Source organism: Streptomyces tagetis, assembly GCF_018069565.1.
Classification (GTDB): Bacteria; Actinomycetota; Actinomycetes; order Streptomycetales; family Streptomycetaceae; genus Streptomyces; species Streptomyces tagetis.
This window is the reverse complement of record NZ_JAGPNL010000004.1, coordinates 240,410-266,556: the sequence shown is the minus strand read 5'-3', so window position 1 is coordinate 266,556 and position 26,147 is coordinate 240,410. Positions and strand designations below refer to the sequence as shown.

Below are 26,147 nucleotides of genomic sequence, written 5' to 3'. Positions count from 1 at the left end.
ACCCCCTCACGGCGCCGAAGGCCCGCCCGCCGACGGTCACGGGGCCGTTCCTCGAACGCGGCTTCGACGCCGTGACCCTCGCGGAGGTCGCCGGAAGGTGCTCAACTACGCCGTACGCGGCGTGGAATGACACTCGCCGGTGTGATGTCCGTCATGTGAGACGTGACGCGCGTTACTAACCGGTCACACAGGGCCTCCCGCCCGCTAATGTCCGGCCGAGAGAGTAGATCCCTCCGCCGCCTCCCGTCCGCACGCCCACCGCGCCGCCCCGGTGTGCGCGGCCGTGCCGCGAAGGCGTTCCGGGCCCCGCCACCGCACGGGCCGGGCGCCGCCGGGAGCCGCGGTGCCGGCGTACGGAGCACGGGCGGCGACGGGGTCTCGGGAGCGCGCATCAGGGGAGTCGCACAGTGGCACGGAAGCTCGCCGTCATCGGAGCCGGTCTCATGGGGTCCGGCATCGCCCAGGTCTCCGCGCAGGCGGGCTGGGAGGTCGTCCTGCGGGACGTCACCGACGAGGCGCTCAGGCGCGGCACCGACGGCATCCGGGCCTCGTACGACAAGTTCGTCGCCAAGGGGAGGATGGAGGCCGCCGACGCCGAGGCCGCCCTCGCCCGCATCACCGCGACCACCGAGCTGGAGGCCGCCGCCGACGCGGACGTCGTCGTCGAGGCGGTCTTCGAGAAGCTGGAGGTCAAGCACGAGATCTTCCGCGCCCTCGACAAACTGGTGAAGGACGGGGCGATCCTCGCGTCCAACACCTCCGCCATCCCGATCACCAAGATCGCGGCCGTGACGGAGCGCCCGGAGGCGGTCGTCGGCACCCACTTCTTCTCGCCGGTGCCCATGATGGGCCTGTGCGAGCTGGTGCGCGGTTACAAGACCGGTGACGAAACCCTCGCCACCGCACGGGAGTTCGCCGAGTCGACCGGCAAGACCTGCATCGTCGTCAACCGCGACGTCGCCGGCTTCGTGACCACCCGTCTGATCTCGGCCCTCGTGGTCGAGGCCGCCAGGCTCTACGAGTCGGGCGTCGCCAGCGCCGAGGACATCGACCTCGCCTGCAAGCTGGGCTTCGGCCACGCCATGGGGCCGCTGGCCACCGCCGACCTGACGGGCGTGGACATCCTGCTGCACGCCACGAGCAACATCTACACCGAGTCCCAGGACGAGAAGTTCGCCCCGCCGGAGCTGATGCGCCGGATGGTGGACGCCGGTGACATCGGCCGCAAGAGCGGGCAGGGCTTCTACACCCACTGAGGCTCCCTTCGCCCCGGGGGACATCACACGGCGGGGTGAATTCGGTATCGGTTCGCTTACAGGCGGCAACCCTCGGTCGTTTCGGCCAGTCAGAGGGGGCGTCACCTGATATCGCCGAGAGAGCACCTCCAGCACCTCTCACTGACCACATCACGGAGCACGAAACGCACGCCGGGGAGCGCATATGCATATCAGGGGCGACCACGTCGAGCTGGTCGTCGGGGGCCGCCTCGACGTCCGCAGCGCGGCGGACGCCCGTACGGTCCTGCACACGGCCGTCGACGACGGAGTCGGCGACCTCGTGCTCGACCTGTCAGAACTGGACTCCTGGGACGCCACCGGACTCGGTGTGATCATGGGGGCCCACCGGCGGGCCGGCCGCTGCGGCCGGCGCCTGGTGCTGCGCGGCGTCCCGCCGCAGATGCAGCGCCTGCTGGTGGCCACCCGGCTCCACCGCATCCTGGCCATCGAGGGCGGCCTCGGCGTGGAGAGCCTGCCCCGAGTGTGACCCCCGCTCCGGTCGGCGCCACCGCGCCGAGGCCGGGGCGCCGCGGGCCGCGAGGGCGGGGCCGCGGGCCGGACGGATACGGACACCCTTCGGCGAAACGCCCCGACGCACGCAATCCCCACGAGACCATGACGTTGCGGTCCGGTCGGCACCCCGGGCTGTCGAAGACACCGAGCGACGGTTTAGGGTCTGGCTGCCCGCCGCCTTGCGAAACCCACTGGGCGGGCCCGGACCAGAGGCGACAGCGCGGAGTGCGGCACGGCCGGGAGGGTGGTCCCGACCGGGGGAACCGGCACACGACGCTTTTGGGGGCTTGGACCTATGGACCCGATCGACCGGGGACCCGAGGAGTACGGCCAGGGCGGCGACGGCCACACGCCGCGCCCCCGCCCGCCCAGGGACCCCCTCACCTCCGATTTCGGACAGCCGCCGGCGCTCGCCCGCACCGCGCGGCTGGTCTCCGGCGACCTCCTGCTCACCGTCAACCCCGTCGACGGCAGCGAGATCGAGGTCTGCCCGCCGGCCGACCTGCCGGTGGGCCCCGCCAAGCGCACCGCGGCCGAACGCGCCGCCGCCGCCCAGGCCGCCCGGCCGCCCGCCCCGCCGGGCCCCTCCCGGCCCGCGCTCTCCCTCCTGGCCCGCCAGGACGAACGCGAGCGCCTGGTACGGCTGCTCGCCCGAGGCCGCTCCGTCCGCCTCACCGGCCCGGCCGGCTCGGGCCGCACCAGCCTCCTCGACCTCGTCGCCGAGGACTGCGCCGACCTCGCCCCCGACGGCGTGGTCCGGCTCAGCGGCTTCCACCGCACCGCCGACGAACTGCTGTACGACCTCTTCCACGCCGTCCACCGCGCCCCGGACCACCGCCCCGGCCGGGACGAACTCCTCGGCCGGCTGCGGGAGACCGGCGCCGTCGTCGTCCTGGACGACGCCGAGATCGGCGGCACCGCCCTCGACGAACTGCTGGACGCCACCCCCGAGTGCGCCTTCCTCGTCGCCGCCACCCCCGACGTGCCCGGCCCCTCCGCCGACTCCGCCGTCGAGGAGGTCTTCCTCACCGGACTGGACCGCTCCGACAGCGTGGAACTGCTGGAGCGCGCCGCCGGACGCTCCCTGACCGAGGCCGAGTCCAACTGGGCCGGCGACCTCTGGTTCGAGTCCGAGGGACTGCCGCTGCGCTTCGTGCAGGCCGGTGCCCTGCTGCGCCGGCGCGACCGGCTGCGGGCCGACGCCGAGGCCGTCGACGAGTTCGGCGTCTTCGCCGACGCCCGGCCCGAGGCCCGCGCCGACGCCCTCACCGGACCCGGCGCCAGGCCCGACGAGGAGCCGGCCGGCGAGCCCGCCGAGGCCGACGAGACGCCGCTGCCCTCGCTCGGCGAGGCCGCCGCCCCCGCCCCGCTGCTCGCCTCCCGGCTCAGCGCCTCGGCCCGCGCCACGCTGGAGTTCGCCGTCGCGCTCGGCGGCGAGGTGCCCCACCAGGCCCACCTGCCCGCCCTGGTCGGCGACACCCACGCCGACGCCGCCCTCGGCGAGCTGGCCGACTGCGGACTGGTCTCGCCGGTCGGTCCCCGCTACCGCCTGGCCGCCGGTGTCCTCGCCCAACTGGAGAACGCCGGATACGCCGACGACCTCACGGCCCGCGCGCTGACCGCCGCCCGGCACTACGCCTGGTGGGCCGCGCACCCCTCGGTCACCCCGGAACGCGTCGCGGCCGAGGCCGACGCCGTGCTCGCCGCCCTCACCCCGCTGGTGCCGGAGACGGTGCCGCCCGCCGAGGGCGAGGAGAGCCCCGCCGTCCGGCTGGCCCGCGCCGCGGCGCCCGCCTTCGCCGCCGGACAGCACTGGGGCGCCTGGGAACGGGCGCTGCGCTCCGGCGCCGAGGCCGCCCGCCTCGCCGGAGACGTCGCCGAACAGGCGTACTTCCACCACGAACTGGGCGTCCTCGCGCTGTGCGAGGGACACCTCGACCGGGCCCGCGCCGAGCTGGAGGCGTCCATCGGGCTGCGCGGCGCCCTCTCCGACAAGCGCGGCGCCGTCGCGGGCCGCCGTGCCCTCGCCCTGGTCGCCGACCGCTCCGGGGACACCCCGGGCGCCGGCACCGGCACCGCCGTCCTCGGCGCCGCAGCCTTCCCGGGCTCGGCGGCGGACGAGGCGGTGACGCTGGCGCAGGAGCCGGTGCCGGCGCCGCCGGGCACGGCCGCGCCCTTCCCGCCGCTGCGGCCCTCCCCGTACTCCCCGGCGCTCGTCAGCCGCCAGGAGGGTGCCGAGGGGCCCGGCCACAAGACGCCGGGCGGCGGCATCAAGGGCTTCGCCCGCCGCAACCTGGTCGCCGCCGGGGCGGGCGCGCTGCTCGTCGCGGTCCTCGGCACCGTGGTGACCCTGGGCGCCACCTCCGACAACGACGTCGACCCGTCCGATCAGGTCGGCGTCAACCCGTCGGCCAGCCAGGGCATCGACGACGACCCGCTCGGCGCCGACCGGCCGGCCGAGGACGGCGACGGCGACCCCGGCGCCGGTCGCGCGAGCGGCGGTCCGTCCGAACCGGGCGCCGACGCCACCCTCACCTCCGGCGACCCCTCGCCGAGCGAGTCGGCCGAGCCCTCCGGCGAGGAGACCACCCCCGGCACCGGGGGAGAGGACGACGACGGGACCCCCGGCAGCACGCCGTCCCGGCCCTCCGGCAAGCCGTCCTCGTCCGCGCCGTCGTCGCCGAAGCCCACCCGGAGCGAGCCCTCCGACCCGGGCACGACGCCCACCGAGAGCGAGCCGCCCGGCCCCGGCACGCCCACCGAGACCGAGACGGAGCCGCCGCCGGAGACGTCGACGAGCGCGAGCGGCCCCGCCCCGAGCGGCGTGCCCGAGAGCGCGGGCGCCTCCGCCTCGCAGAGCGCCACCGCGAGCGAGGGCCCGCAGGACCCGGCCCCGGATCAGGTCATCTGAGGCACCGGGCACACCGGCGCCACGCGGGCTCCGCGGAGCCCGGGGACGGCGCGAGGGCCGGGTCCGCCGTACGGACCCGGCCCTCGCGCCGTGCGATCCCCGCGGTGTGTCAGAACAGCCGCAGCTTGTCGTCCTCGATGCCCCGCAGGGCGTCGTAGTCCAGCACCTGGCAGCCGATGCCGCGGTCGGTGGCGAGCACGCGGGCCTGCGGCTTGATCTCCTGCGCGGCGAAGACCCCGCGCACCGGGGCGAGATGGGGGTCGCGGTTGAGCAGGTCGAGGTAGCGCGTGAGCTGTTCCACGCCGTCGATCTCACCGCGCCGCTTGATCTCCACGGCGACGGTCCGCCCCTCGGCGTCCCGGCACAGGATGTCGACCGGCCCGATGGCGGTCGGGTACTCGCGCCGGATCAGCGTGTAGCCCTCGCCGAGGGTGTCGATGCGGTCGGCGAGCAGCTCCTGGAGGTGTGCTTCCACGCCGTCCTTGATCAGGCCCGGATCGACGCCGAGTTCGTGCGAGGAGTCGTGCAGAACCTCCTCCATCGTGATGATGAGCTTCTCGCCCGCCTTGTTGACGACGGTCCAGACGCCCGCTTCGTCCCCCGCGCCCTCCTTCAACGTGCACGGCGGCGACATCCAGTTGAGGGGCTTGTACGCCCGGTCGTCGGCATGGATCGAGACGCTGCCGTCCGCCTTGACCAGGATCAGCCGGGGTGCCGAGGGCAGATGTGCGGTGAGCCGCCCGGCGTAGTCGACGGAGCAGCGGGCAATGACGAGACGCATGGTCGGCAACGCTACTGGACACCCCCGCCCCGGCGCGATCCGCCTCCGCCGGGACCGGTTCCGGCGGCGTCCCACTTCTCCCATTGGCCCCATGATGCCCACTGGCCGATTGTGTGCCTACCCGATGGTCCCCATCTAGGCAATCTCCTGGTGCGGTTACGTTCGGCTGCTTACGGTAGTGAACGGGAGGTCGCGATACGTGTACGCAGCGTGTTCGACATCGCGCGCTCCCTTCACTGTCCGGCAACCCCTGCTGGTCGGGGGTGCGAGAGGAGAACTCATGTCGCTCGACGTCTCACCGGCCCTACTCGAACAGGCCGAGCGAGGCGAGGTCGACGAAGCAGACTTCGTCGACTGCGTCCGGACCTCCCTGCCCTTCGCGTGGGAGATGATTAGTTCCCTGGTGGCGCAGCTGAAGGTGGACGGCGGACAGTTCGCCGACAACCAGACGCCCCCGCCGGACGAGCACGCGCGCGGCCAACTGCTGCGCGCCCTGGCGAGTGACGCCATTCGCGGCGCGCTGCAACGGCACTTCGGTGTGCGGCTGGCCTTCCAGAACTGCCACCGGGTGGCGGTGTTCCCGTTGGACTCCTCCGTCGACGAGACGCTGGCCCGCTTCACCTCGGTGCGCAACCAGTTGCTGAACCAGTCGCCGGAGCTGCGGGACTGCTGACGCCCACGATCGCCCGCCCGCCGCTCGGTACGCCCAAGGCGCGACGCGTACCGGAGCGGCGGGCTCTCCGCCCCGGCCGCCCCCTCCGCCCGGTCCGCCCGGTCCGCACGGTCCGCCCCGTCCCTCCGGTCCGCCCGGTCCGCCCGGTTTCCCCGGTCCGGCGGGCCCGGTGGGCGGGTCCCGCCGGGGGCCGCTCAGCGCAGGTGAGGGAGGACCTCGGTGCCGAGCCGCCGGACGTTCTCCTCCGTGGCCGCGAGGTCCCCGGAGCCCTCGACGAGCAGGGCGAAGCGGGAGATGCCGGTGCGTTCACTGGTCGCGGCGAGCCGGTCGGCGCAGAGCCGGGGGGTGCCCACCGGGTGCAGCCCGCAGAGCAGTTCGGTGTACGCGTACGGGTCGCGCATCCGCCGGGCGCGGCCGTCCACCGTGACGTGGGCGCCCAGGCCCTGGCGCAGCCAGCCCGGCATCGCTTTGAGCAGCGTCTCGGCGGCGTCCGCGCGCCGGTCGGCGATCTGGCAGACGCCGGCCGAGACATGGGCCGCGCCGTCGATCTCCTCGCCGGGGCGTCCGGCCGCCCGCGCGTGGCGCCGCCACTCGGCGATCATCTCGGTCTTCTCCTCGTCCCCGACGTGCATGCCGAGCAGCATCGGCAGGCCCCGCTCGGCGGCCAGGCGCACGCTCGCCGGGGAGGTGCAGGCGACGACGACCTCGGGCCCCGCGGTCTCCGTCAGCGACTGGGAGGGGCGCGGCACGACCGGCACCTCGCGGAACCGGAAGCGGTCGCCCGCGGAGCCGACGGCCGGCTCGCGCAGCCAGCGCAGCAGCAGGTCGAGGGAGTCCGGGAACCCCTCCTCGTACGCCGCGAGGCCGGTGCCGAACACCTCCAGGTCGATCCAGGGGCCGCCCCGGCCCACGCCCAGCGAGAACCGGCCGCCGCTGGTGACGTGGAGCAGCGCCGCCTGCTCGCCGAGGGCGACGGGGTGGACGGTGGGCAGCACGCTCACCGCCGTGCCGACCCGGATGCGGCGGGTGCGGCCCAGCAGCAGCGCGGCCAGGGTGACGGCCGACGGACAGGTGCCGTACGGCACGAAGTGGTGCTCGGCCAGCCAGACCGTGTCGAGACCCGACTCCTCGGCGACCTCGGCCGAGCGGACCGCGCGGTGCAGCGCCTCTCCCTGGCCCTGGCCCGGGAACTGGGCGCCCAACACGAAACTTCCAACGCGCATTGCTCTTCCTGCTTCCTCGGCTCCGACACGGAGCTCCCCCGCCAGGCATAACCGTCTGACACGTGCCGAGGACACGGGGCGGCGAAGAGATTTGCCGATTGTCTGTTGAATGCGCGTCCGGCGGGCCCCCGGACGCCCCGACAGGGCCCGGCGCGGGGGGTGTTGTGGCGGCGGGCGATGTCCGCGTTGTCCGCGGACCCCGGTGCGCGCCGCGTACGCTGGACGCGGCCCGTTCCGTCCCCCAGAGCTTCCGTGAGGTGTCCCGTGTCCCCGCGCCGTAACCGACCCAAGGGACCCCGCTCGGCCGCCCGCGGCGACGCGGACGAGGACGCGGGCCGCTACGGGGGCTGGCAGACCTCGGCCGGCTGGCGCGGCGAGGAGTGGAGCGTGCGGCACGTGGCCGGCGCCAGCTCCCGCGGCAAGTCCTACCGCTGCCCCGGCTGCGACCAGGCGATCCCGGACGGTGTCCCGCACGTGGTGGCCTGGCCGGAGCACTCCGGCGTGGACGACCGCCGGCACTGGCACACCGCCTGCTGGAACGCGCGGGACCGCCGCACCACGCGGGTGCGGCGGTCCCGTAACGCGCCCAGGTTCTGAGGAACCGGTCAGACGTCCCGCTTCTCCAGCAGGGCGAAGGCTCCCGCGAAGACGGCGACCGTCACCCCGAGCATGATCCACAGCGGGTCCCAGCCGGACGGGCCGGTCTCGGAGAGGGAGTTCGCGTAGAAGATGCTCATCTGGTTCGGGATCGAGTACTCGAACAGGGCCATCCGCACGTCCTCCAGGGACTCCGCGAACATGAAGAGCGCGACCACCAGCGGGGCCAGCACGGCGCCGATCATGATGGTGATGGCGCCCGCCGAGTGCCGGACCACCGAGCCGACGGCGAGCGAGAGCAGCCCGAGCAGCGCCACGTAGAGCGAGACGCCGACGGTGCCCTTCAGCCACTCCGCGCCGGTCGGGTCCACCGCGCCGTTGTCCCGCGTCATCGCCACGTGTGCGAGCGCGATGAGGGTGGTGGAGACCAGCGTCACCGCGAACGCCACCAGGAAGAAGACGATCCCCTTCGCCGCGAGCACCCGGCCGCGGGTGGGGCAGGCGGTCATGGTGGTGCGCACCATGCCGGTGCCGTACTCCGAGGCGGTGGTCATGACGCCCAGCGTGATCAGGCACATGCTGCCCAGCAGCAGGCCGAAGAAGCCGAGGCCGAGGGCGTTCTCCCCGTTCAGGCTCGACGAGGAGGCGGAGACCACGACGCCGGTCAGCATGCCGATGCCGACGACGAGCAGGATGAAGACGCCCAGCGTCCACACGGTCGAGCGCACCGAACGGATCTTGGTCCACTCGGAGGCGACGGCATGCCCGAGGTGGGTGCGCACCACCGGGATCGGCGAGGTGTAGACGGGGTACGGCTGACCGGGCGCGGCCTGTGCCGCCGGGGGCTGGGGCGTGCTCATCGGGCGTCCTCGGGCGTGGTCGGGTCGGTGGTGGGCGCGGGGGCCGCGGGGGCGGGGCCGGAGGACGGCGGGGCCGGTGCGGCGGGGGCGGCGGCAGGCGGGGCCTGGGGGGCCGCCGGGGCGCTCGGGGCGGCGTACGGGTTCTGCGGTACCGGAGCGGGGGCCGGGGCCGCGTGGCCGTTGTGCCCGGGGTGCGGCGGCGGCGGGGCGTACCAGTTGGGCTGGCCCTGGCCGGGCACCGGCATCGGCGGCTGCGCGCCGGGCGGCAGCGGCTGCCGGAGGCCGGCCTTCTCGTCGATCGTCGAGCGGTAGTCCACGGCGCCCTGCGTCATCCGCATGTACGCCTCCTCCAGCGACGCCTGGTGCGGGGAGAGCTCCCACAGCCGTACGCCGGTCTCGTGCGCCACGTCGCTGATGCGGGGGAGCGGCAGCCCGGTCACGCGCAGCGCGCCGTCCTGCTCGGGCAGTACGTGGCCGCCGGCCCCGGTCAGCGCGGCGGTCAGCTTCTCGCGCAGTTGCGGTTCGTCGTCGGGGGTGCGGACCCGGGCGAAGTCGGCGGAGTTCGCCGAGATGAACTCGGTCACGCTCATGTCGGAGAGCAGCCGGCCGCGGCCGATGACGATCAGGTGGTCGGCGGTGAGCGCCATCTCGCTCATCAGGTGGGAGGAGACGAAGACCGTCCGCCCCTCCGCCGCGAGCGCCTTCATCAGGTTGCGCACCCAGAGGATGCCCTCGGGGTCGAGGCCGTTGACCGGCTCGTCGAAGAGGAGCACCTGGGGGTCGCCGAGCAGGGCGGCGGCGATGCCGAGCCGCTGGCCCATGCCGAGGGAGAAGCCCTTGGAGCGGCGCCGGGCCACGTGCTGGAGGCCGACCACGCCGAGCACCTCGTCGACCCGGCGGTCGGGGATGCCGGAGAGCTGGGCGAGGCTCAGCAGGTGGTTGCGGGCGGTGCGCCCGCCGTGCACGGCCTTGGCGTCGAGGAGGGCGCCGACCTGGCGGGGGGCGTTGGGCAGCTTGCGGTACGGGAAGCCGCCGATCGTCACGTGACCCGCGGTGGGGTTGTCCAGGCCGAGGATCATCCGCATCGTGGTGGACTTGCCCGAGCCGTTCGGGCCCAGGAAGCCGGTGACGGCGCCGGGCCGCACCTGGAAGGACAGCTCGTCCACAGCGGTCTTGTCGCCGTAGCGCTTGGTCAGGCCGACTGCTTCGATCATGCTCCGCACCCATCGGAAGGTTCAGGACAGCGGGGCACACGCCCCCCGTAAGGGTTAGGAGCTTATCGAGCGGCTGACGGTTCCGTTCAAGTGCGAGCAAAATCCCGCCGTGTCCGAAGCGGTCCGGAAGCGACATCGGAGCGGTCGGGGTGAGTCCGGACGAGTCCGCGGAAGTCCGGCGGGAGACTTCCGGATCGATCGCGGACCGGTTCTGATCAGTTCGTCACGGTCCCCCGGGCGGCTCCCGCCCCGCCCGGGGGACCCGTCCGCGGCCGGGCGCGGGCTACGCGTCCCGCTGCCGGAGGACGAGGTAGCCGCCGGCCAGCGCCGCGAGCACCCACAGCGCCATGATGCCGAGGCCGCCCCAGGGCCCGTACGGCGTGTCGTCCCCGACCGGCGTGACCACCTGCATGATCTTGCTGCCCGCCTGGTCCGGCAGGAACCGGCCGACCTTCTTCGTCGCCGAGACGGCGCCCAGGATGCCGGAGATCAGGAAGAAGAACGGCATCAGGATGCCGAGCGAGAGCATCGGCGAGCGCAGCATCGCGGCCACGCCCATGGAGAACATGGCGATGAGGGTCATGTACAGACCCCCGCCGAAGACCGCGCGCAGCACGCCCGGGTCGCCGATCGACGCCCGCAGGTCGCCCAGCATCGCCTGGCCCAGGAAGAAGGTCACGAAGCTGGTCGCCATCCCGACCACCAGCGCGAGCGCCGTCGCCACCGCGACCTTGCTGAACAGGAAGGTCGCCCGCTGCGGCACGGCCGCCAGCGAGGTGCGGATCATGCCCGAGCTGTACTCGTTGGCGACCACCAGCACCCCGAACACGATCATCGCCAACTGGCCGAGGCTCATCCCGGCGAAGCTGATGTACGTCGGGTCGAAGGAGAGCCGGTCACGCGCGCTCAGATTGCCGAACTCGCTCTTGGAGAGCGCCGAGATCAGCATGCCGAGGGCGACCGTGACGACCACGGCGAGGGAGAGCGTCCACACCGTGGACGCCACCGAACGGATCTTGGTCCACTCGGACCGGACGACCTGCGCCGGCGCCGTGCTCATCGCTGCCTCCACTCGCTGCCCCACTGCTGCTGTGCCGCACCGTCCCCGGGCGGACCCGGGATCACCGCGGCCTGTTCCGGCCCCGGTCCCGCCGGTGGCTGCCCGCCGTGGGCGTGGTACTCGACCGACTCCGCCGTCAGTCCCATGAACGCCTCCTCCAGCGAGGCCCGCTGCGGGCTCAGCTCGTGGAGCACGATGCCCTTGCGCGCGGCCAGTTCGCCGACCGACTCCGAGGCGTCCCCCTCGACCTCCAGCACCTCGCCCGCCTCGACGGCGGTCAGCCCCGCCTCGTGCAGCGCGTCGCGCAGCCGCTCCCGCTCCGGGGTGCGGACCCGGACGTAGCTGCGCGAGTTGCGCGCGATGAAGTCGGCCATGGACGTGTCCGCCAGCAGCCGGCCCTGGCCGATGACCACCAGGTGGTCGGCGGTGAGCGCCATCTCGCTCATCAGGTGGGAGGAGACGAAGACCGTCCGGCCCTGGCCGGCCAGCGTCTTCATCAGGTTGCGGATCCAGTGGATGCCCTCCGGGTCCAGTCCGTTGACCGGCTCGTCGAACATCAGGATGCGCGGATCACCGAGCAGCGCGCCGGCGATGCCGAGCCGCTGCCCCATGCCCAGGGAGAACCCCTTGGCCTTCTTCTTCGCCACCGGCGTCAGACCCACCGTGTCCAGCACCTCGCCCACCCGGCGGGACGGAATCCCGTTGGCCTGCGCCAGGCACAGCAGATGGTTGTACGCGCTGCGCCCGCCGTGCACCGCCTTGGCGTCCAGCAGGGCTCCGACGACGGTGAGCGGGTCCTTCAACTGGTCATAGCGCCTGCCGTCGATCCGGACGTCACCCGCGGTGGGCCGGTCCAGTCCGAGCACCATCCGCATGGTGGTCGACTTGCCCGCGCCGTTGGGCCCGAGGAAGCCGGTGATGATCCCCGGGCGCACGGTGAACGTCAGGTTGTTCACCGCCATCTTCTCGCCGTACCGCTTCGTCAGCCCCTCGATCTCGATCATGCCGTCCACGCTAGAACGCGACGAAGTCCTCTGCCACCCCAGTGACAGAGGACTTCGTCCTTGTTCCGGCGTTGTTCGGCCGATGTACGTCGCGCGTCAGCGCGACTGCTGGGCCGGGACCCCGCGGGTGGCCGACTCGTCGTCGGCCGGAGCGCCGGCCGCGGCCACCGCGGCGCCCGTGAGGGTCGCCAGCATCTCGCGCACGTTGGTGAGCTGCGCGTTGATGGAGTCGCGGCGGTTGGTGAGCGCCGCCAGCTCGCGCTCCGACTCCGAACGGACCCGGTCCGCCTTGGCGTTGGCGTCGGCGACGATGTCCTCGGCCTGGCGCTGCGCGGTCTCCACGGTCTGGCGGGCGCGGCGGTCCGCGTCGGTGCGCAGCTTCTCCGCCTCCAGGCGGAGCTGCTCGGCGCGGTGCTCGATCTCCGCGAGGCGCTTCTCGGCCTTGGCCTGACGCGAGGCGAGGTCGCGCTCGGACTGCTCACGGCGCTTGGCGAGGTTCGTCTCGAAGTCGGCGGCGGCCTGGGCGGCCTTGGCGCGGGTCTCCTCGAAGAGCGCGTCCGCCTCCTCCCGCTTGGACTGCGCGTCCTTCTGGGCCTCGGCGCGCAACTGCGACGCGTCGCTCTTGGCCTTCTCCACGATCCGGACGCCTTCGTCCTCGGCCTTGGCCTTGCGGTCCGTGGCGTAGGACTCGGCGTCGTTGCGCACCTGCTGGGCCGCGGACTCGGCCAGCTCACGGTGCTGCTCGGCGGCGCGGCGGGCCTCCTCGCGCAGGTCCTTGGCCTCCTCCTCGGCGAGGCGCAGGATCTTCTCGACCCGCGCTCCGAGACCGGCGTACGACGGCTCGGCGTCGCTGACCTGGGCCTGGGCGTTCTGAGTCTCGAGGTGGAGCTCCTCGATGCGCTTCTCCAGGGCGGTGATGCGGGAGAGAGCGCTGTCACGGTCGGAGACGAGCTTGGAGATACGTTCGTCCACCTGAGCGCGGTCGTACCCACGCCGCACAAGCTCGAAGCCGTAGGGGGAAGTGTCGCTCATGGGGTTCCTGTCCGAAAGAGACCGGTGAGGTAGTGAGGTGATAGGGGGAATCCTAGGCGCCAATGCGGTGTGTCATCGAGCGGATGCACGTTTGATCTGGAGAATGACACCCCTTTTGGGTGGCGGACCCGCGCACGGCTTGCCAAGGAACGGGCCAAAGGTCACAAGAAGACACGTAACTGGCCCCCAAGGCTACCCGTCTGACGTTTTGCCACCCGAACGTGGGGCCCCCACCGTTGCGCCCGCCTTGACCCCGTTGTCCTTGCCGCCCGTCGGGGCCTCGAAGGACTCCAGTGCCTCCAGCACGTCCTGCACCCGGGAGATCTCGGCGTTGATGTCCTCGCGGCGCCGCACCAGGATCTCCAGTTCCCGCTTGCCCTCCTCGACCGAGCGCCGGGCCTCCCGGATCGCCTCGGCCTTCAGCTCCTCGGCCTCCTTGATGAGCTTGGCCTTCTTCTGCTCGGCCTCCTTCAGCAGCCCCTCGGCCTTCTTGACCGCGGCGATGCGCACCTTGCCCGCCTCGGAGTTGGCCTCCGAGACGATCTCCTTCGACTTCGCCTGCGCCTTGGCGAGCTGCTCCTCGGCCGCCTTCACCAGCGCGTCACAGCGGTCGCCGGCCGACTTCATGGTCTCGGCGGCCTCCCGGCGGGCCCGCTCGTGCAACTCCTCGATCTCCGAGGTCAGCCGGTCGCGCAGCTCCTCCGCCCGCTCCCTTATGGCGGTCGCGTCCCGGCGCGCGCCGACCAGCAGCTCGTCCGCGTCGGTCCGGGCCTTCTCCACCCGGGCGTTGCCCTCGACCGTCGCCTCGGACACGATCCGGTCGGCCTCGCTGCGGGCCGCGCCCACCATCGAGTCCGCCTGCGCCTCGGCGTCCGCGGTCGTCTTCAGCGCCTGCTGCTGCGCCTCGGTGAGCAGCTTGTCCGCCTCCGACGCGGTCTCGTTGATCAGCGTGTCGACCTGCTCGGCCGCCTCCGAACGCCGCTTGTTGGCGTCCTTGCGCGCCTCGTCGAGGGTCTGCTCGGCCTCCTCGCGCGCCGCCGTGGTGACCCGCTCGGCCTCCCGCTCTGCCTCGGACCGCAGCCGCTCGGACTCGGTGCGGACCCGCTCGGCGTGCTGCCGCGCCGAACCGACCGTCTCGGCGGCCTCGGCCCGCAGCCGCTCCGCCTCCCCGGCCGCCTCCGACACCAGCCGCTCGGCCTCGGCGGCCGTCTCCGTGCGCAGCCGCTCCGTCTCGGCGGCCGTCTCGGTCGTCAGCCGCTCGGCCTCGGACCGCGCCTCGGTGATCAGGGTGTCGGCCTGCGTCGCCGCGTCGGACCGGATGCGGTTGGCGTCCTCGCGGGCGTCCGCCCGGGTCCGGGAGGCGTTCTGCTCGGCCTCGGCGATGGCGTCGGCCGCCTCGGTCCGCACCCGCTGGGCGTGCTCGGAGGCTTCCGTACGTACCCGGTCCGCCTCGGTGATCGCCTCGGAGACGGTCCGCTCGGCCAGCGACGTGGCCGCCTCGGTCTCCTCGCGGGCCTCGCGGCGCAGCCGTCCGGCGTCCTCGCTCGCCCGCTCCCGCTCCGCGTAGGCGTCGGCGCGGACCCGGTCCGCCTCCTCCCCGGCCTCGCGGCGGGTGCGCTCCGCGGCGTGCTCGGCGGCGCTGCGCAGCCCGGCGATCTCCTCCTGGGCCTGCTCGTGCAGCCCGGCGACGGACTCCCGTACCTGCTGGGCGTGGTGCTCGGCGGCGGAGACCATCTCGGTCGCGCGCCGGTCGGCCTCCTCGACCAGCCGCACCGCCTCGGCCTGTGCCTCCTCGACGCGGGTCCGCGCGGAGGCGAGCAGTTCCTCGCTCTGCTCGCGGGCCCGCTCGCGCTCCTGGCCGGCCTCCTCACGGGCGGAGCCGAGCACCTCCTCGGCCTCGCGGCGGCGCCGGGCGGCCTCCTCCTGGGCGGCGGCCAGCGCCTCGGACGCCTCGGCGGCGATGCGCTCGGCGGCGGTCTGCGCCTCGGCCCGGACCCGGTCCGCGCTCTCCTGCGCCTCCGTCTTCAGCCGCTCCGCCTCGCTCGCGGCCTCCGACCGCAGGCGTACGGCGACGGCCTCGCCCTCGGCGCGGGAGGCGGACGCGTCGGCGGCGGCCTCGGTACGCAGCCGCTCGGCCTCCGTCTCGGCCTGCTTCTGGAGCGTACGGACACGCTCGGCGGCCTCGGTGCGCAGCCGCTCGGCCTCCTCGCCGGCCTCCCGGCGGATGCGCTCGGCCTCCTCGCGGGCCTCGGCCAGCGCCTGCTCGGCGGCGGTACGGCGCTCCTCGGCCTCCGACTGGAGCCGCGTCAGCTCCCCGGCGGCCTCCGCCTTCCGGGCCTCCACGGCCCGCTCGGCGTCCTCGCGCAGCTCGCGGGCGGCCTTCTCGGCCTCCTCCTGGAGCGCCTCGGCCCGCTCACTCGCCTCCACGCGCTGCCGCTCGGCCTCGGCGCGGGTGCGCTCCAGCGTCTCCTCGGCCTGCCGGCGCAGGGCCGTCGCCCGCTCGATGGCCTCGGTGCGGACCTTCTCGCTGTCGGTGGTCGCGGTCTGGCGCAGCTCGTCGGCGTCGGCCTTGGCCTTGGCGAGCAGCTCCTCCGCGGTCCGGGCGGCCTCCTCGATCTGCGCCACGGCCTCCTTGCGGGCCTCGGCGCGGATCTTCTCGCCCTCGGCGACCGCGTCGGCGCGCAACTGCTCGGCCTCGCCGCGCAGCCGCCGGGCCTCCTCCTGGAGCTCGACGGTCTTGGCGCGGTACTCCTTGGTGTCGTCCTTCGCCGCGCCCTTGAGCTGCGCGGCGATGTCGTGCGCCTCGGCCCGCAGCCGGTCGGCCTCCGCCTCGGCCTCGCCGCGGATGCGCTCGGCCTCCTCAGCGGCGGCCCGGGTGGTCCGCTTCGCCTCCTCGGACGCCTTGTCGAGCACGTCCTCGGCGGTCTTGGCCGCCTTGGAGAGCTGGGTCGCGGACTCCTCCGCGGTGAGCGTACGGGCCTTCTCGGCGGCCTCGGTGACGATCTTCTCGGCCTCGGCGCGGGCGTCCGCGACCAGCTGCTCGGCCTCGGCCTTGGTGGTCTCGGCGTCCTTGGTGGCCTCGCTGACCAGCCGGGCGACCTGCTCCTTGGCGGTGCGGGTGCGCTGCTCGTTGGCCGACTCGGCGCCGGCGAGCGCCTTGGCGGCGGACTCCTCGGCCTCGACGACCAGCTTCTCGGCCTCGGTCCGGGCCTTGCGCAGCGCCTCGTCGGCCTCGGCCATGCGCTGCTCGGCGGCCCGGCTCAGCTCCTGGGCCTGGCGGCGGGCGGACTCCGACTCGCTCGCGGTGGAGGTGCGCAGCCGCTCGGCGTGGTCGGTGGCCTCCTGGGCCTGGCTGGAGGCGGCGTTCAGCAGGCGCTCGGCGTCCGCGCGGGCCCGGCGCAGGAGCTGCTCGGCCTCGGCGCGGGCGCTCTCCGCGTCGCTCTGGAGCCGGCGGCGGGCCTCGGCGGTCAGCCGCTCGGCCTCCGCGCGGGCGGCGGCCATGGCCTGCTCGGCCTCGGCGCGGGACTCGTCCAGGAGCCGCCGGGCCTGCTGCTCGGTGCGGGCGCGCAACTGCTCGGCCCAGGCCACGTTCTCGTTGACGTGCGACTCGACGGTCTGCCGGCGCTCGGCCAGCTCCTGGTCGAGCTGCTGGCGCCGGGTCACCGCCTCCTGGTGCAGTTCGGCCTGGAGCCGCGCGGCCTGCTCGGCGTGCTCCTGGAGGATGCGCTGCGTCTGCGCCCGCGCCTGGCTCAGCTCCCGCTCGGCGTCGGCGCGCAACTGGTCGGCCTGCATCTGCGCGTTGCGCATCAACTGCTCGGCCTGGTACCCGAGATCGCCGCCGTCGAAGGCGGGCCGGGACATGATGGTGCGCCGCGCCTCGTGCAGCTTGGCGCGCAGCACCTCGACCTGGTAGCCGAGGTCCTCGGCGTGCTGGATCGCCTTTTCCCGGTCGGTCTTCAGCCGCTTCATCTCGGCCTCGAACCGAGAGAGGTGGTCGACGTCAGCCGCCGGCTCTCGCTCCTGGCTCTCGTAGCCCCGCACTGCGCGGTCCCATCCGTCCCCTGGTCGCAAACAACTCCGAACGAGCCCCGTCCGCCCACCCGACGGTGCCCCCGGGAATGGTGTCAGATCAACGGCGGAGCATGGGCTGCCGCCCCGTCGCCCGCCCCCCGAAACACGACCCCGGCGGTCCCGGCGCCGACGACGACAGGACCGGGTCACCCCGGACTGAGCGGCGACCGCACCCAACCCTACCGGCCCTTATGTACGGAGGTCAGTGCTCAGGTGACTCAACGGCCGCCGAAGTGACCAGTTCTGTCAGTACGCCATGGCAGTCCTTGGGGTGCAGGAAGGTGATCCGCGACCCCATGGAACCCCGCCGGGGCTCGTCGTACAGAACGCGTACCCCGCGTTCCCGGATGTCCGCCGCGTCGGCGTCCACATCCCCCGTACCGAAGGCGATGTGGTGGACGCCCTCGCCGTTCTTGGCGAGCCACTTCGCCACGGTGGAGTCCTCGCGGACCGGTTCGAGGAGCTGGAGGTAGGTCGAACCGCCGTCCGACGTATCGTTGATCTTGAGCATGGCCTCGCGCACGCCCTGTTCCTCGTTGACCTCCGTGTGGAACACCTCGAAGCCGTAGGTGGCACGGTAGAAGGCGACGGTCGCGTCCAGGTCGTGGCAGGCGATTCCGATGTGGTCGATTCGGGTCAGCATGGTTTCAGTGCAGCGCTCCGGAGGTGGTTACGCAACGTGCGCGCGATCACACCGACGGCACGATGACGGGCGGGGTACCGCTCAGTACATTCGAGTAAACCCTCGTTCACTCCTCGGCCTGTGCGGGCCGGAAAAGGGGATCGCACCTCATGTCTTCTGCAACGAACGGCACGACCTCCGTCATCGTCGCGGGTGCCCGCACCCCGATGGGGCGGCTGCTCGGCTCGCTGAAGTCCTTCTCCGGCGCCGACCTCGGCGGTTTCGCCATCAAGGCGGCCCTGGACCGGGCGGGGATCGGCGGCGACCAGGTCCAGTACGTGATCATGGGGCAGGTGCTCCAGGCCGGCGCGGGCCAGATCCCCGCCCGGCAGGCCGCCGTGAAGGCCGGCATCCCCATGAACGTCCCGGCGCTCACGATCAACAAGGTGTGCCTGTCCGGGCTGGACGCCATCGCTCTGGCCGACCAGCTCATTCGCGCCGGTGAATTCGACATCGTCGTCGCCGGCGGCCAGGAGTCCATGACCAACGCGCCCCACCTGCTGCCCAAGTCCCGCGAGGGCTACAAGTACGGCGCCGTCGAGATGCTGGACGCGATGGCCCACGACGGCCTGACCGACTCCTTCGAGGGCATCGCCATGGGCGAGTCGACCGAGAAGCACAACGCGCGGCTCGGCATCGCCCGCCCGGCGCAGGACGAGATCGCCGCCCTCTCGCACCAGCGGGCCGCCGCCGCCCAGAAGAACGGTCTCTTCGAGGCCGAGATCACCCCGGTCGAGGTGCCGCAGCGCAAGGGCGACCCGGTGCTGTTCAGCAAGGACGAGGGCATCCGCGGCGACACCACCGCCGAGTCGCTGGGCCGGCTGCGCCCGGCCTTCGCCAAGGACGGCACGATCACCGCGGGCACCTCCTCGCAGATCTCCGACGGCGCGGCGGCCGTGGTCGTCATGAGCAGGGCCAAGGCCGAGGAGCTGGGCCTCGCCTGGATCGCGGAGATCGGCGCCCACGGCAACGTGGCCGGTCCGGACAACTCTTTGCAGTCGCAGCCCTCCCACGCCATCCGGCACGCCCTCGGCAAGGAGGGCCTCGACGTCGCGGACCTGGACCTGATCGAGATCAACGAGGCGTTCGCCGCGGTCGCCGTCCAGTCCATGAAGGATCTCGGCGTGTCCACCGAAAAGGTGAACGTCAACGGGGGTGCCATCGCCCTCGGCCACCCCATCGGCATGTCGGGCGCCCGGCTCGTGCTCCACCTGGCGCTGGAGCTGAAGCGGCGCGGCGGCGGGGTCGGCGCGGCGGCCCTGTGCGGCGGCGGTGGCCAGGGCGACGCGCTGATCGTGCGCGTGCCGAAGTCCTGACGCGCCCGCGCCTCCTCCCGTCCGCGCCTCCTCCCGTCCGCCCCTACGACGACGTGACCCCCGCTCTCCCCGGAACGGAGCTGTGATGCAGGACGTCTCCTCACTGGTCGCCCAGGCCAGGGAAGGCCGGCCCCGGGCCGTGGCCCGGCTGATCTCCCTGGTGGAGGGGGCGTCCGCCCAGCTCAGGGAGGTGATGGCGGCCCTGGCTCCGCTGACCGGCGGGGCGTACGTGGTCGGCCTCACCGGTTCGCCGGGCGTGGGCAAGTCGACGTCCACGTCGGCGCTGGTCACGGCCTACCGCAAGCAGGGCCGGCGGGTCGGCGTGCTGGCCGTCGACCCCTCGTCGCCGTTCTCCGGCGGGGCCCTGCTCGGGGACCGGGTCCGGATGTCCGAGCACGCCTCCGACCCGGGCGTCTACATCCGCTCGATGGCCACCCGAGGCCACCTCGGCGGCCTCGCCTGGGCGGCGCCGCAGGCGATCCGGGTGCTGGACGCGGCGGGGTGCGAGGTGATCCTCGTGGAGACGGTCGGCGTGGGGCAGTCGGAGGTGGACATCGCCTCCCAGGCGGACACCTCCGTCGTCCTCCTCGCCCCGGGCATGGGCGACGGCATCCAGGCCGCCAAGGCGGGCATCCTGGAGATCGGCGACGTCTACGTGGTCAACAAGGCCGACCGGGACGGCGCGGACGCGACGGCCCGGGAGCTGAACCACATGCTGGGCCTGGGCGAGGCCCGCGCACCCGGCGACTGGCGCCCGCCGATCGTGAAGACGGTCGCCTCGCGCGGCGAGGGCGTCGACGAGGTCGTCGAGGCGCTGGAGAAGCACCGCGCCTGGATGGAGGAGCGGGGCGTGCTCGCGGAACGGCGCCGGGTGCGGGCCGCCCGCGAGGTGGAGGCCATCGCGGTCACCGCCCTGCGCGAACGCATCGGCGACCTGCGCGGCGACCGCCGCCTCGGCGCCCTCGCGGAGCGCATCGTCGCCGGCGAACTGGACCCGTACCGCGCCGCCGACGAACTGGTGGCGGGCCTCACGAAGAGCTGAGGCCCGCCGGGCGGGTCGTACGGTCGTACGGTCATACGGTTGTCCGGTCACCCGGGGGGCGGCTCGGCCGCCCCCCGGGCCCGGCCTCGAAGCCCCGGCCCCCGCCACCGCGTCAGTCGTCGTCGCCGTCGTCGTCCGAGTGGTCGCGGGTCACCTCGCCCGTGCGGAGGTCGACGCGCCAGTCGTGGTCGTCGTCGTGGCCCGAGGCGCGGGTCTCGACCTCCCAGGCGGGTACGCGGCCGTCCTCGTCCAGTTCGACCGAGGTCACCGTGCCCTTGCCGGCCGCCGCCCGCGCCGCGCCGGCCGCGTCGACGGAGGTGCCCTTCAGGGCGGAGCGCACCTCGGCCGTGTCGTCCTCGTGCTCCCGGTGCGAGCCGAGCACCCGGCCGTCCGCCGGGTCGACCAGGACCTGACGCCACTCTCCGCCGCCGGTCAGCACGTCGACCTCCCAGACCAGCCGGCCGCCCGCGTCGTCGGCGTCGTCCAGCTCGGCCGAGACGGCCGTGCCCGGCGTGTGGCGCAGCGCCGCGGCGATGGCCTCGGCCGCGTCCACCCGCGCGGAGCCGCCCCCGCGGTCCTCCGGCGCGCGGTCGGCGCTCACCCGGGCGTCCGCGGCCCGCACCTCCGCCCGGTGCGCGGCGGACCCGTCCTCGCCCCCGGTCGCCAGGGCCGTCGCGGCACCGCCTCCGATCACGACGGCGGCGGCCACGGCGGCGATCACGATGTTGCGCTTCATGCCTGTTTCTCCCCGAGTCGGTCGAATTCCTGTGATCTCACTGTCGCCGACCGACGCTGAGGAGAACCTGAAGCCCCCTGAAGGGTTCTTCAGGTCGGCTTTGCCACCCTTTACCCATGCGCCCACCCGCCAGCCACCACCACCCCGCCCCCGGCGCCCCGCGCCGCCCGCCGCGCCTGCTGATCGTCGAGGACGAGCGGCGCCTCGCCGTCTCCCTCGCCCGGGGCCTGACCGCCGAGGGGTACGCCGTGGACGTCGTCCACGACGGGCACGAGGGGCTGCGGCGGGCCTCGGAGGGCGCGTACGACCTCGTGCTCCTCGACATCATGCTGCCCGGCCTCAACGGCTACCGGGTCTGCGCCGCCCTGCGCGCCGCCGGCCACGCCGTGCCGATCCTCATGCTCACCGCCAAGGACGGCGAGTACGACGAGGCCGAGGGCCTCGACACCGGCGCCGACGACTACCTGACGAAACCCTTCTCCTACGTCGTCCTCGTCGCCCGCGTGAAGGCGCTGCTGCGGCGCGGGGAGGCGTCCGGCCTCCGCGCGGTCCACGTCCTCGGCGACCTGCGGGTCGACACCTCGGCCCGCCGCGTCCTCCTGGACGGCTCCGAGGTCGCCCTCACCGCCAAGGAGTTCGCCGTCCTGGAGGAACTGGTGCTGCGCGCCGGGCAGGTGGTGTCCAAGGCGGAGATCCTGGAGCAGGTCTGGGACTTCGCCTACGAGGGCGACCCCAACATCGTCGAGGTGTACGTCAGCGCCCTGCGGCGCAAGCTGCGCCCCGGGCTGATCCGCACCGTGCGCGGCGCCGGGTACCGGCTGGAGGCCGGGGGATGAGCCGGCTCCTCGGTTCGGTCCGTGCGCGGGCCACGCTCGGCGCCACCCTCGTGGTCGCCCTCGCCCTGCTCGCCGCCGGGGCCGCCGTACTGCTCTCCCTGCGGGCCAACCTGCTCGGCGAGGCGGGCGTCCGGGCGGAGCGCACCGCCCGGGAGATCGCGGCCGAACTCGCGGTCGGGACGGCGTACGACCGGCTGTCGCTGGACGCGGACGACCGGCCGGTGCAGGTGGTCGACGAGGACGGCCGGCTGGTCGCCGCCAGCGAGGACCTGGAGGCGGTCCGGGGCACCGGCATCGCCCAGGTCCGCCCGCACCCGTCCGCCACCGCCACCGCCACCGCCGGCTCCGGCTCCCGCGACGGCGCGTCCGGCGGCCGGGACGACGATGACGACCGCGACGACGACCGCGATGACGACGGCCGCGGCGACGACCGCGACGACCGCGACGACCATGACGATGACGACGACCGCGACGACGATGACGACGACCGCGCCGCCGCCCGGCAGCCGCTCGCCCCCGGGGAGATCGGCGCGCGCACCGACGTCCGGGACGGCCGGGCGACCGTCGACGGGGAGACGGAGGACTACCGGTTCGTCGCCGTCCCCGTCGAGACCGAGGACCGGGGCCGCCTCACCGTCCACGCGGGCGCCCCCCTCGCCGCCGAGCAGGGCGCCGTACGCACCGCGCTGACCGTCATGCTGATCGGCTTCCCGCTGCTGCTCGCCGTCGTCGCGGGCGTGACCTGGCTGGTCACCCGGCGCGCGCTGCGCCCGGTGGAGGGCATCCGCCGGGAGATGGCGGCGATCACCGCCTCCGAGGACCTGACCCGCCGGGTCCCCGTGCCCGCCACCCACGACGAGGTGGCCCGGCTCGCCCTGACCACCAACGAGACGCTGGCCGCCCTGGAGACCTCGGTGGAGCGCCAGCGGCGTTTCGTCGCCGACGCCTCCCACGAACTGCGCAGCCCGATCGCCTCGCTCCGCACCCAGTTGGAGGTCGGCGCCGCCCACCCCGGCCTGCTCGACCTGGACGGCGCGGTGGAGGACACGGTACGGCTCCAGCGGCTCGCCGCCGACCTGCTGCTGCTCGCCCGGCTCGACGCGGGGGAGCGGCCCGCCGGTGCCCGGGTCGATCTCCTCGCCCTGGCCCGCGAGGAGGCCCGGGGCCGGGCCGGGGTCACCGTGCGCGGCGAGGAGGCGGTGGCGGTGTCCGGCTCGCGCGGGCAGCTCGGGCGGGTGCTGGCCAACCTGCTCGACAACGCGGCCCGGCACGCCCGTACGACGGTGGAGGTGTCGGTGCGCCGGGAGGGCGGCACGGCGGTGGTCGGCGTCGCGGACGACGGGGCGGGGGTGCCGGCGGCCGACCGGGAGCGGATCTTCGCGCGCTTCGTCCGGCTCGACGAGGCCCGCGGCCGGGACGAGGGAGGGGCCGGGCTGGGGCTCGCCATCGCCCGCGACGTGGCCGTCCGGCACGGCGGCACGCTCACGGTGGGGGACGCCCCGGCAGGCGGAGCCCTCTTCGCACTCCGCCTGCCGCTCGCCTAGCCGGCGGCGCTCAGGGGCGTCCGCGCTGCCCGAGCAGGTGCTCGGCGATGGGCTTGAGGGCCTTGTCCAGCTCGGTCAGGGCCTCGGGGTCCAGCAGGTCGATGAAGTGCCTGCGGACCGAGGCGACATGGTGGGGGGCCACCTTCCGCATGGTCTCCCGGCCGTGCTCGGTGAGGACGGCGTACAGCCCCCGGCGGTCGGACTCGCAGTTCTCCCGGCGGACCAGGTTCGCGTTCTCCATGCGGGTGATCTGGTGGGAGAGGCGGCTCTTGGACTGGAGGGTGGCGGAGGCGAGGTCGCTCATCCGCATCCGGTCGTCCTCCGACTCGGAGAGGTTCACCAGGATCTCGTAGTCGTTCATCGTCAGGCCGAACGGCTGCAGATCCTTTTCGAGCTGGTACGTCAACAGCCTGTTGACATCCAGGTGGGTGCGCCACGCACACTGCTCGGTGTCGGTCAGCCAGCGGGTGGCCGTCTCGGTCTCCATGAATGAAGTCTACCTAAAAGGTTGAATGGCGAACTAGTGAGGTTGGTCCGTGACGCGGACGGTGCGCACGCGTTCGAGGTCACACTCCGCAGATTACCGCTCACAGCCCGCAGCGGCGGCGGCGATCTCCCGGCTGTCCGGGAAGGTCCGGTACCTTGTCCCGCCCTGGCGGGCGTGGTGGGGGTACCCCCTTCGAGTATGCCCGCGCTACTCCGGGGCGCCCCCCACCGGACGTTCCGGCAGCAGTTCCTCGCTCGACTGCAACAGGACCGTCCCCGCCCCCGTGAACTCCAGTTGGTGCTCCTCGCCGGAGGCCCCGCCGAGGCCCGTCAGCGCACGTAGACCGCCCAGTACGCCGCTGAGGTACCCGTGGTCGTAGTGGTGGCACGGCGACGGGCAGTCGGCCCAGCCGACCAGTGCCCGCGGGTCCACCCGGAGCGGCGGCTCCATGAACACCACGGGGCCGTTCGAGGCGGCCACGAACCGCCCCGTTCCGAGCAGTGTCAGAAATCCCGGCACGATCGACTGTTTGAGCGTGAGACTTGGCTGAAAAGCAAGCAGATTGCCCGAGCGAATGGTCAGGTTGCCCTCGTCCAGGTCGTACGAGTTCACGTCGAAGGCCCGGTCGGCGAGGAGCATCTTGCCCGAGCCCTCGGCCACCACCCAGTCGCTCGCGTGCAGAGGCGAATGGAACGAACCGCGCACCAGGGGCTCCAGCGGGCCGTGCCCGATCCCGTTGAACGCCACCGTCCCGTAGTACGCGATCATCTTGCCCTTCTGGAGGAACCACGGGTTCCCCTTGAGTTCCACGCAGAAGGTGTACTCGTCGACGTTGTCGTCGCCCGGCAGGGTGAGCGGGTCGTGGACGACGGGACCGGCGCCCGGGTTCGCGGGGATGGTCACAGCTTCTCCTCCGACGCCTGGACGTAGACCGTGCCGCTGCCCTCGAAGGCGAGCTGGAACGCCTCCCCGGAGCCGCGCCCCACCATGTCCCGCCAGCCCAGCGCGGTGGTCAGCCGGTCCCGGACGTCCCCGTGGTGGGCGACGTACGCCCGCGGGTCCACGTGCACCGGCCGCCCCGGCGTGACCGGGACCTCCAGGACGCCCCCGTGGGCCAGCACCGCGAGCGAGCCGTGGCCGGTGAGCGTGGTGGTGAACAGCCCCTGCCCGCCGACCTGGCCGCGGACCACGCCCCGCAGCCCGTCCCGCGAGCCGAGGAACACCGTGCCCCGCTCCAGCGTCTCCTCGTGGACGAGGAGACGGTCGGCCTCCACGAAGAGGGTGTCGCCGGAGAGGTGGATCACCTGGACGTGGTGGCCGCCGTGCCCGAAGAACACGGTGCCGCTGCCCTCCACCGCCATCAGCGGCACGTCCTCGCCGGCCAGCCTGCGCCCGACCACCGGCATCACCCGGTTCCCGCCGTCGCGCACCAGCGGGGTGAAGGACACCTCGCCCCGGTAGGCGAGCATCGCGCCGCGCCGGGCGAGCAGCCGCCGGCCGGGGGAGACGGAGACCCGGATCATCCGGGGGTTGATCTCCTCGAAGGCCATCTCAGAGGTCCCCCGCGATCGTCCGCCGCTCGCTGGGCTGGACGTACACCAGCCCGTCGCCCTCGAAGCGGATCTGGAACGCCTCCCCGCCGCCCTCGCCGAGGAAGGTCCGGTACGTCACGCCCGACTGGAAGGTCTGCCGCAGATCGCCCTGGTGGGCGACGTAGGCGCCCGGGTCGACGGTGAGCGGGTACCGGTCGCTGACCCGCAGCACCACCGCCGGGCCGTCCGACAGGATCGCCGCCTGCCCGTGCCCCTCCAGGGTCGTGGTGAACAGGCCGTTGCCCTGCGCCGCCCCGCGCACCCCGGTGAAGTCGGTGCCGGTGCGCAGCCCCGCCTCGGCGGCGAGGAAGTTCTCCGACTCCACCCGGAGCCGGTCGCCGTGCAGCCGTACGAGGTTGATCTCGGCGGCGCGGTCCGCGAACCAGCAGGTGCCCTGCCCGCGCACCTCCATCACGGTCATCCGCTCGCCGGTCAGCCGCCGGCTCACCACCCCCCGCAGCCCCTCGCCCCCGCCCGTCAGCCTCTTGAAGGCCATCTCCCCGTCGTACGCCACCATCGACCCGTTCTTCGCCTTCACGGCGTCCCCGGTCAGGTCGACGGCGAGCACCTTGCTGCCCTGGAGTCGGAACATCGCCACGGGGCGACGGTATCCGCCGCACGGACCCCCGGGGAATGGCGCCGGGCGACCCCCGGCGCCGGACGCGGCGGGGGTTTGCCACAATGGGGGAGCTTGTG

The 26,147-nt window shown here is 73.6% G+C and carries 23 protein-coding genes; 9 read left to right on the top strand and 14 right to left on the bottom strand.

Annotated elements, in window-relative coordinates; genetic code table 11:
- Nucleotides 1–407 precede the first annotated feature (407 nt).
- The 3 genes from J5Y05_RS16855 to J5Y05_RS16845 all read left to right on the top strand — a co-directional run bounded on the left by J5Y05_RS16855 (nucleotide 408) and on the right by J5Y05_RS16845 (nucleotide 4,701).
- Complete coding sequence (locus tag J5Y05_RS16855) at nucleotides 408–1,256, top strand: 3-hydroxyacyl-CoA dehydrogenase family protein (protein ID WP_210873215.1); 849 nt, start codon at nucleotides 408–410, stop codon at nucleotides 1,254–1,256.
- Nucleotides 1,257–1,440: 184 nt separating this feature from the next.
- The gene (locus J5Y05_RS16850; RefSeq protein ID WP_210873213.1) at nucleotides 1,441–1,764 is read left to right on the top strand and encodes an STAS domain-containing protein; all 324 of its coding nucleotides are present in this window, start codon (nucleotides 1,441–1,443) and stop codon (nucleotides 1,762–1,764) included.
- 321 nt (nucleotides 1,765–2,085) lie between these two features.
- Nucleotides 2,086–4,701 carry an ATP-binding protein gene (locus J5Y05_RS16845; RefSeq protein WP_210873211.1) on the top strand — a complete coding sequence of 872 codons (2,616 nt, stop codon included), beginning with the start codon at nucleotides 2,086–2,088 and terminating at the stop codon, nucleotides 4,699–4,701.
- A 109-nt stretch (nucleotides 4,702–4,810) separates the two neighbouring features.
- On the opposite strand, the gene nucS is transcribed toward J5Y05_RS16845, so the two are convergent.
- Nucleotides 4,811–5,482, bottom strand: a complete 672-nt coding sequence (gene nucS, locus J5Y05_RS16840; protein WP_210873208.1) for an endonuclease NucS — start codon at nucleotides 5,480–5,482, stop codon at nucleotides 4,811–4,813.
- Nucleotides 5,483–5,762: 280 nt separating this feature from the next.
- On the opposite strand from nucS, the gene J5Y05_RS16835 reads away from it, so the two are divergent.
- Nucleotides 5,763–6,155 (top strand): SCO5389 family protein, encoded by a 393-nt coding sequence (locus J5Y05_RS16835; protein WP_210873206.1) that lies wholly within the window; start codon nucleotides 5,763–5,765, stop codon nucleotides 6,153–6,155.
- Nucleotides 6,156–6,349: 194 nt separating this feature from the next.
- Here the strand turns inward: J5Y05_RS16835 and J5Y05_RS16830 are convergent, their stop codons facing one another.
- Nucleotides 6,350–7,378: an LLM class flavin-dependent oxidoreductase gene (locus J5Y05_RS16830; protein ID WP_210873204.1), complete on the bottom strand. Its 1,029-nt coding sequence runs from the start codon at nucleotides 7,376–7,378 to the stop codon at nucleotides 6,350–6,352.
- A 264-nt stretch (nucleotides 7,379–7,642) separates the two neighbouring features.
- Between J5Y05_RS16830 and J5Y05_RS16825 the strand changes: the two genes are divergently transcribed.
- Nucleotides 7,643–7,975 carry an Rv1322 family protein gene (locus J5Y05_RS16825; RefSeq protein ID WP_210873202.1) on the top strand — a complete coding sequence of 111 codons (333 nt, stop codon included), beginning with the start codon at nucleotides 7,643–7,645 and terminating at the stop codon, nucleotides 7,973–7,975.
- Between the two features lie 8 nt (nucleotides 7,976–7,983).
- Here the strand turns inward: J5Y05_RS16825 and J5Y05_RS16820 are convergent, their stop codons facing one another.
- The 7 genes from J5Y05_RS16820 to mce all read right to left on the bottom strand — a co-directional run bounded on the left by J5Y05_RS16820 (nucleotide 7,984) and on the right by mce (nucleotide 17,859).
- Entirely contained in the window at nucleotides 7,984–8,835 is an 852-nt protein-coding gene (locus J5Y05_RS16820) for an ABC-2 transporter permease (RefSeq protein WP_210873200.1), read from the bottom strand.
- A complete protein-coding gene (locus J5Y05_RS16815; protein ID WP_210873198.1) occupies nucleotides 8,832–10,049 on the bottom strand; it encodes an ABC transporter ATP-binding protein in 1,218 nt (405 codons plus the stop codon). The genes J5Y05_RS16820 and J5Y05_RS16815 overlap by 4 nt, the downstream gene beginning before the upstream one ends.
- 283 nt (nucleotides 10,050–10,332) lie before the next feature.
- Entirely contained in the window at nucleotides 10,333–11,109 is a 777-nt protein-coding gene (locus tag J5Y05_RS16810; RefSeq protein ID WP_210873196.1) for an ABC transporter permease, read from the bottom strand.
- On the bottom strand, nucleotides 11,106–12,113 hold the full coding sequence (locus J5Y05_RS16805; RefSeq protein WP_210873194.1) for an ATP-binding cassette domain-containing protein: 1,008 nt from the start codon (nucleotides 12,111–12,113) through the stop codon (nucleotides 11,106–11,108). The genes J5Y05_RS16810 and J5Y05_RS16805 overlap by 4 nt, the downstream gene beginning before the upstream one ends.
- A gap of 96 nt (nucleotides 12,114–12,209) precedes the next feature.
- Nucleotides 12,210–13,145, bottom strand: coding sequence for a coiled-coil domain-containing protein (locus J5Y05_RS16800; protein WP_210873192.1), 936 nt, complete (start codon nucleotides 13,143–13,145; stop codon nucleotides 12,210–12,212).
- Between the two features lie 192 nt (nucleotides 13,146–13,337).
- Nucleotides 13,338–17,186 (bottom strand): polarized growth protein Scy, encoded by a 3,849-nt coding sequence (gene scy, locus J5Y05_RS16795; RefSeq protein ID WP_210873190.1) that lies wholly within the window; start codon nucleotides 17,184–17,186, stop codon nucleotides 13,338–13,340.
- A gap of 232 nt (nucleotides 17,187–17,418) precedes the next feature.
- On the bottom strand, nucleotides 17,419–17,859 hold the full coding sequence (gene mce / locus J5Y05_RS16790; protein WP_210873187.1) for a methylmalonyl-CoA epimerase: 441 nt from the start codon (nucleotides 17,857–17,859) through the stop codon (nucleotides 17,419–17,421).
- Between the two features lie 149 nt (nucleotides 17,860–18,008).
- Between mce and J5Y05_RS16785 the strand changes: the two genes are divergently transcribed.
- Nucleotides 18,009–19,214 carry an acetyl-CoA C-acetyltransferase gene (locus tag J5Y05_RS16785; protein ID WP_210873185.1) on the top strand — a complete coding sequence of 402 codons (1,206 nt, stop codon included), beginning with the start codon at nucleotides 18,009–18,011 and terminating at the stop codon, nucleotides 19,212–19,214.
- Between the two features lie 85 nt (nucleotides 19,215–19,299).
- A complete protein-coding gene (meaB, locus tag J5Y05_RS16780; RefSeq protein ID WP_210873182.1) occupies nucleotides 19,300–20,256 on the top strand; it encodes a methylmalonyl Co-A mutase-associated GTPase MeaB in 957 nt (318 codons plus the stop codon).
- Between the two features lie 112 nt (nucleotides 20,257–20,368).
- Here meaB and J5Y05_RS16775 read toward each other — a convergent pair whose 3' ends face one another.
- Nucleotides 20,369–20,992: a PepSY domain-containing protein gene (locus tag J5Y05_RS16775; protein ID WP_210873180.1), complete on the bottom strand. Its 624-nt coding sequence runs from the start codon at nucleotides 20,990–20,992 to the stop codon at nucleotides 20,369–20,371.
- A gap of 116 nt (nucleotides 20,993–21,108) precedes the next feature.
- Here J5Y05_RS16775 and J5Y05_RS16770 point away from each other — a divergent pair, with 116 nt between their 5' ends.
- Nucleotides 21,109–21,828 carry a response regulator transcription factor gene (locus J5Y05_RS16770; protein ID WP_210873178.1) on the top strand — a complete coding sequence of 240 codons (720 nt, stop codon included), beginning with the start codon at nucleotides 21,109–21,111 and terminating at the stop codon, nucleotides 21,826–21,828.
- The gene (locus tag J5Y05_RS16765; protein WP_210873176.1) at nucleotides 21,825–23,372 is read left to right on the top strand and encodes a sensor histidine kinase; all 1,548 of its coding nucleotides are present in this window, start codon (nucleotides 21,825–21,827) and stop codon (nucleotides 23,370–23,372) included. The genes J5Y05_RS16770 and J5Y05_RS16765 overlap by 4 nt, the downstream gene beginning before the upstream one ends.
- Before the next feature lie 10 nt (nucleotides 23,373–23,382).
- Here J5Y05_RS16765 and J5Y05_RS16760 read toward each other — a convergent pair whose 3' ends face one another.
- The 4 genes from J5Y05_RS16760 to J5Y05_RS16745 form a co-directional block, all read right to left on the bottom strand.
- Nucleotides 23,383–23,859 (bottom strand): MarR family winged helix-turn-helix transcriptional regulator, encoded by a 477-nt coding sequence (locus J5Y05_RS16760; RefSeq protein WP_210873174.1) that lies wholly within the window; start codon nucleotides 23,857–23,859, stop codon nucleotides 23,383–23,385.
- A 207-nt stretch (nucleotides 23,860–24,066) separates the two neighbouring features.
- Nucleotides 24,067–24,756 (bottom strand): AIM24 family protein, encoded by a 690-nt coding sequence (locus J5Y05_RS16755; protein WP_210873770.1) that lies wholly within the window; start codon nucleotides 24,754–24,756, stop codon nucleotides 24,067–24,069.
- Nucleotides 24,757–24,758: 2 nt separating this feature from the next.
- Nucleotides 24,759–25,409: an AIM24 family protein gene (locus J5Y05_RS16750; RefSeq protein ID WP_210873172.1), complete on the bottom strand. Its 651-nt coding sequence runs from the start codon at nucleotides 25,407–25,409 to the stop codon at nucleotides 24,759–24,761.
- Nucleotide 25,410: 1 nt separating this feature from the next.
- Nucleotides 25,411–26,043, bottom strand: coding sequence for an AIM24 family protein (locus tag J5Y05_RS16745; RefSeq protein ID WP_210873768.1), 633 nt, complete (start codon nucleotides 26,041–26,043; stop codon nucleotides 25,411–25,413).
- Nucleotides 26,044–26,147 lie beyond the last annotated feature (104 nt).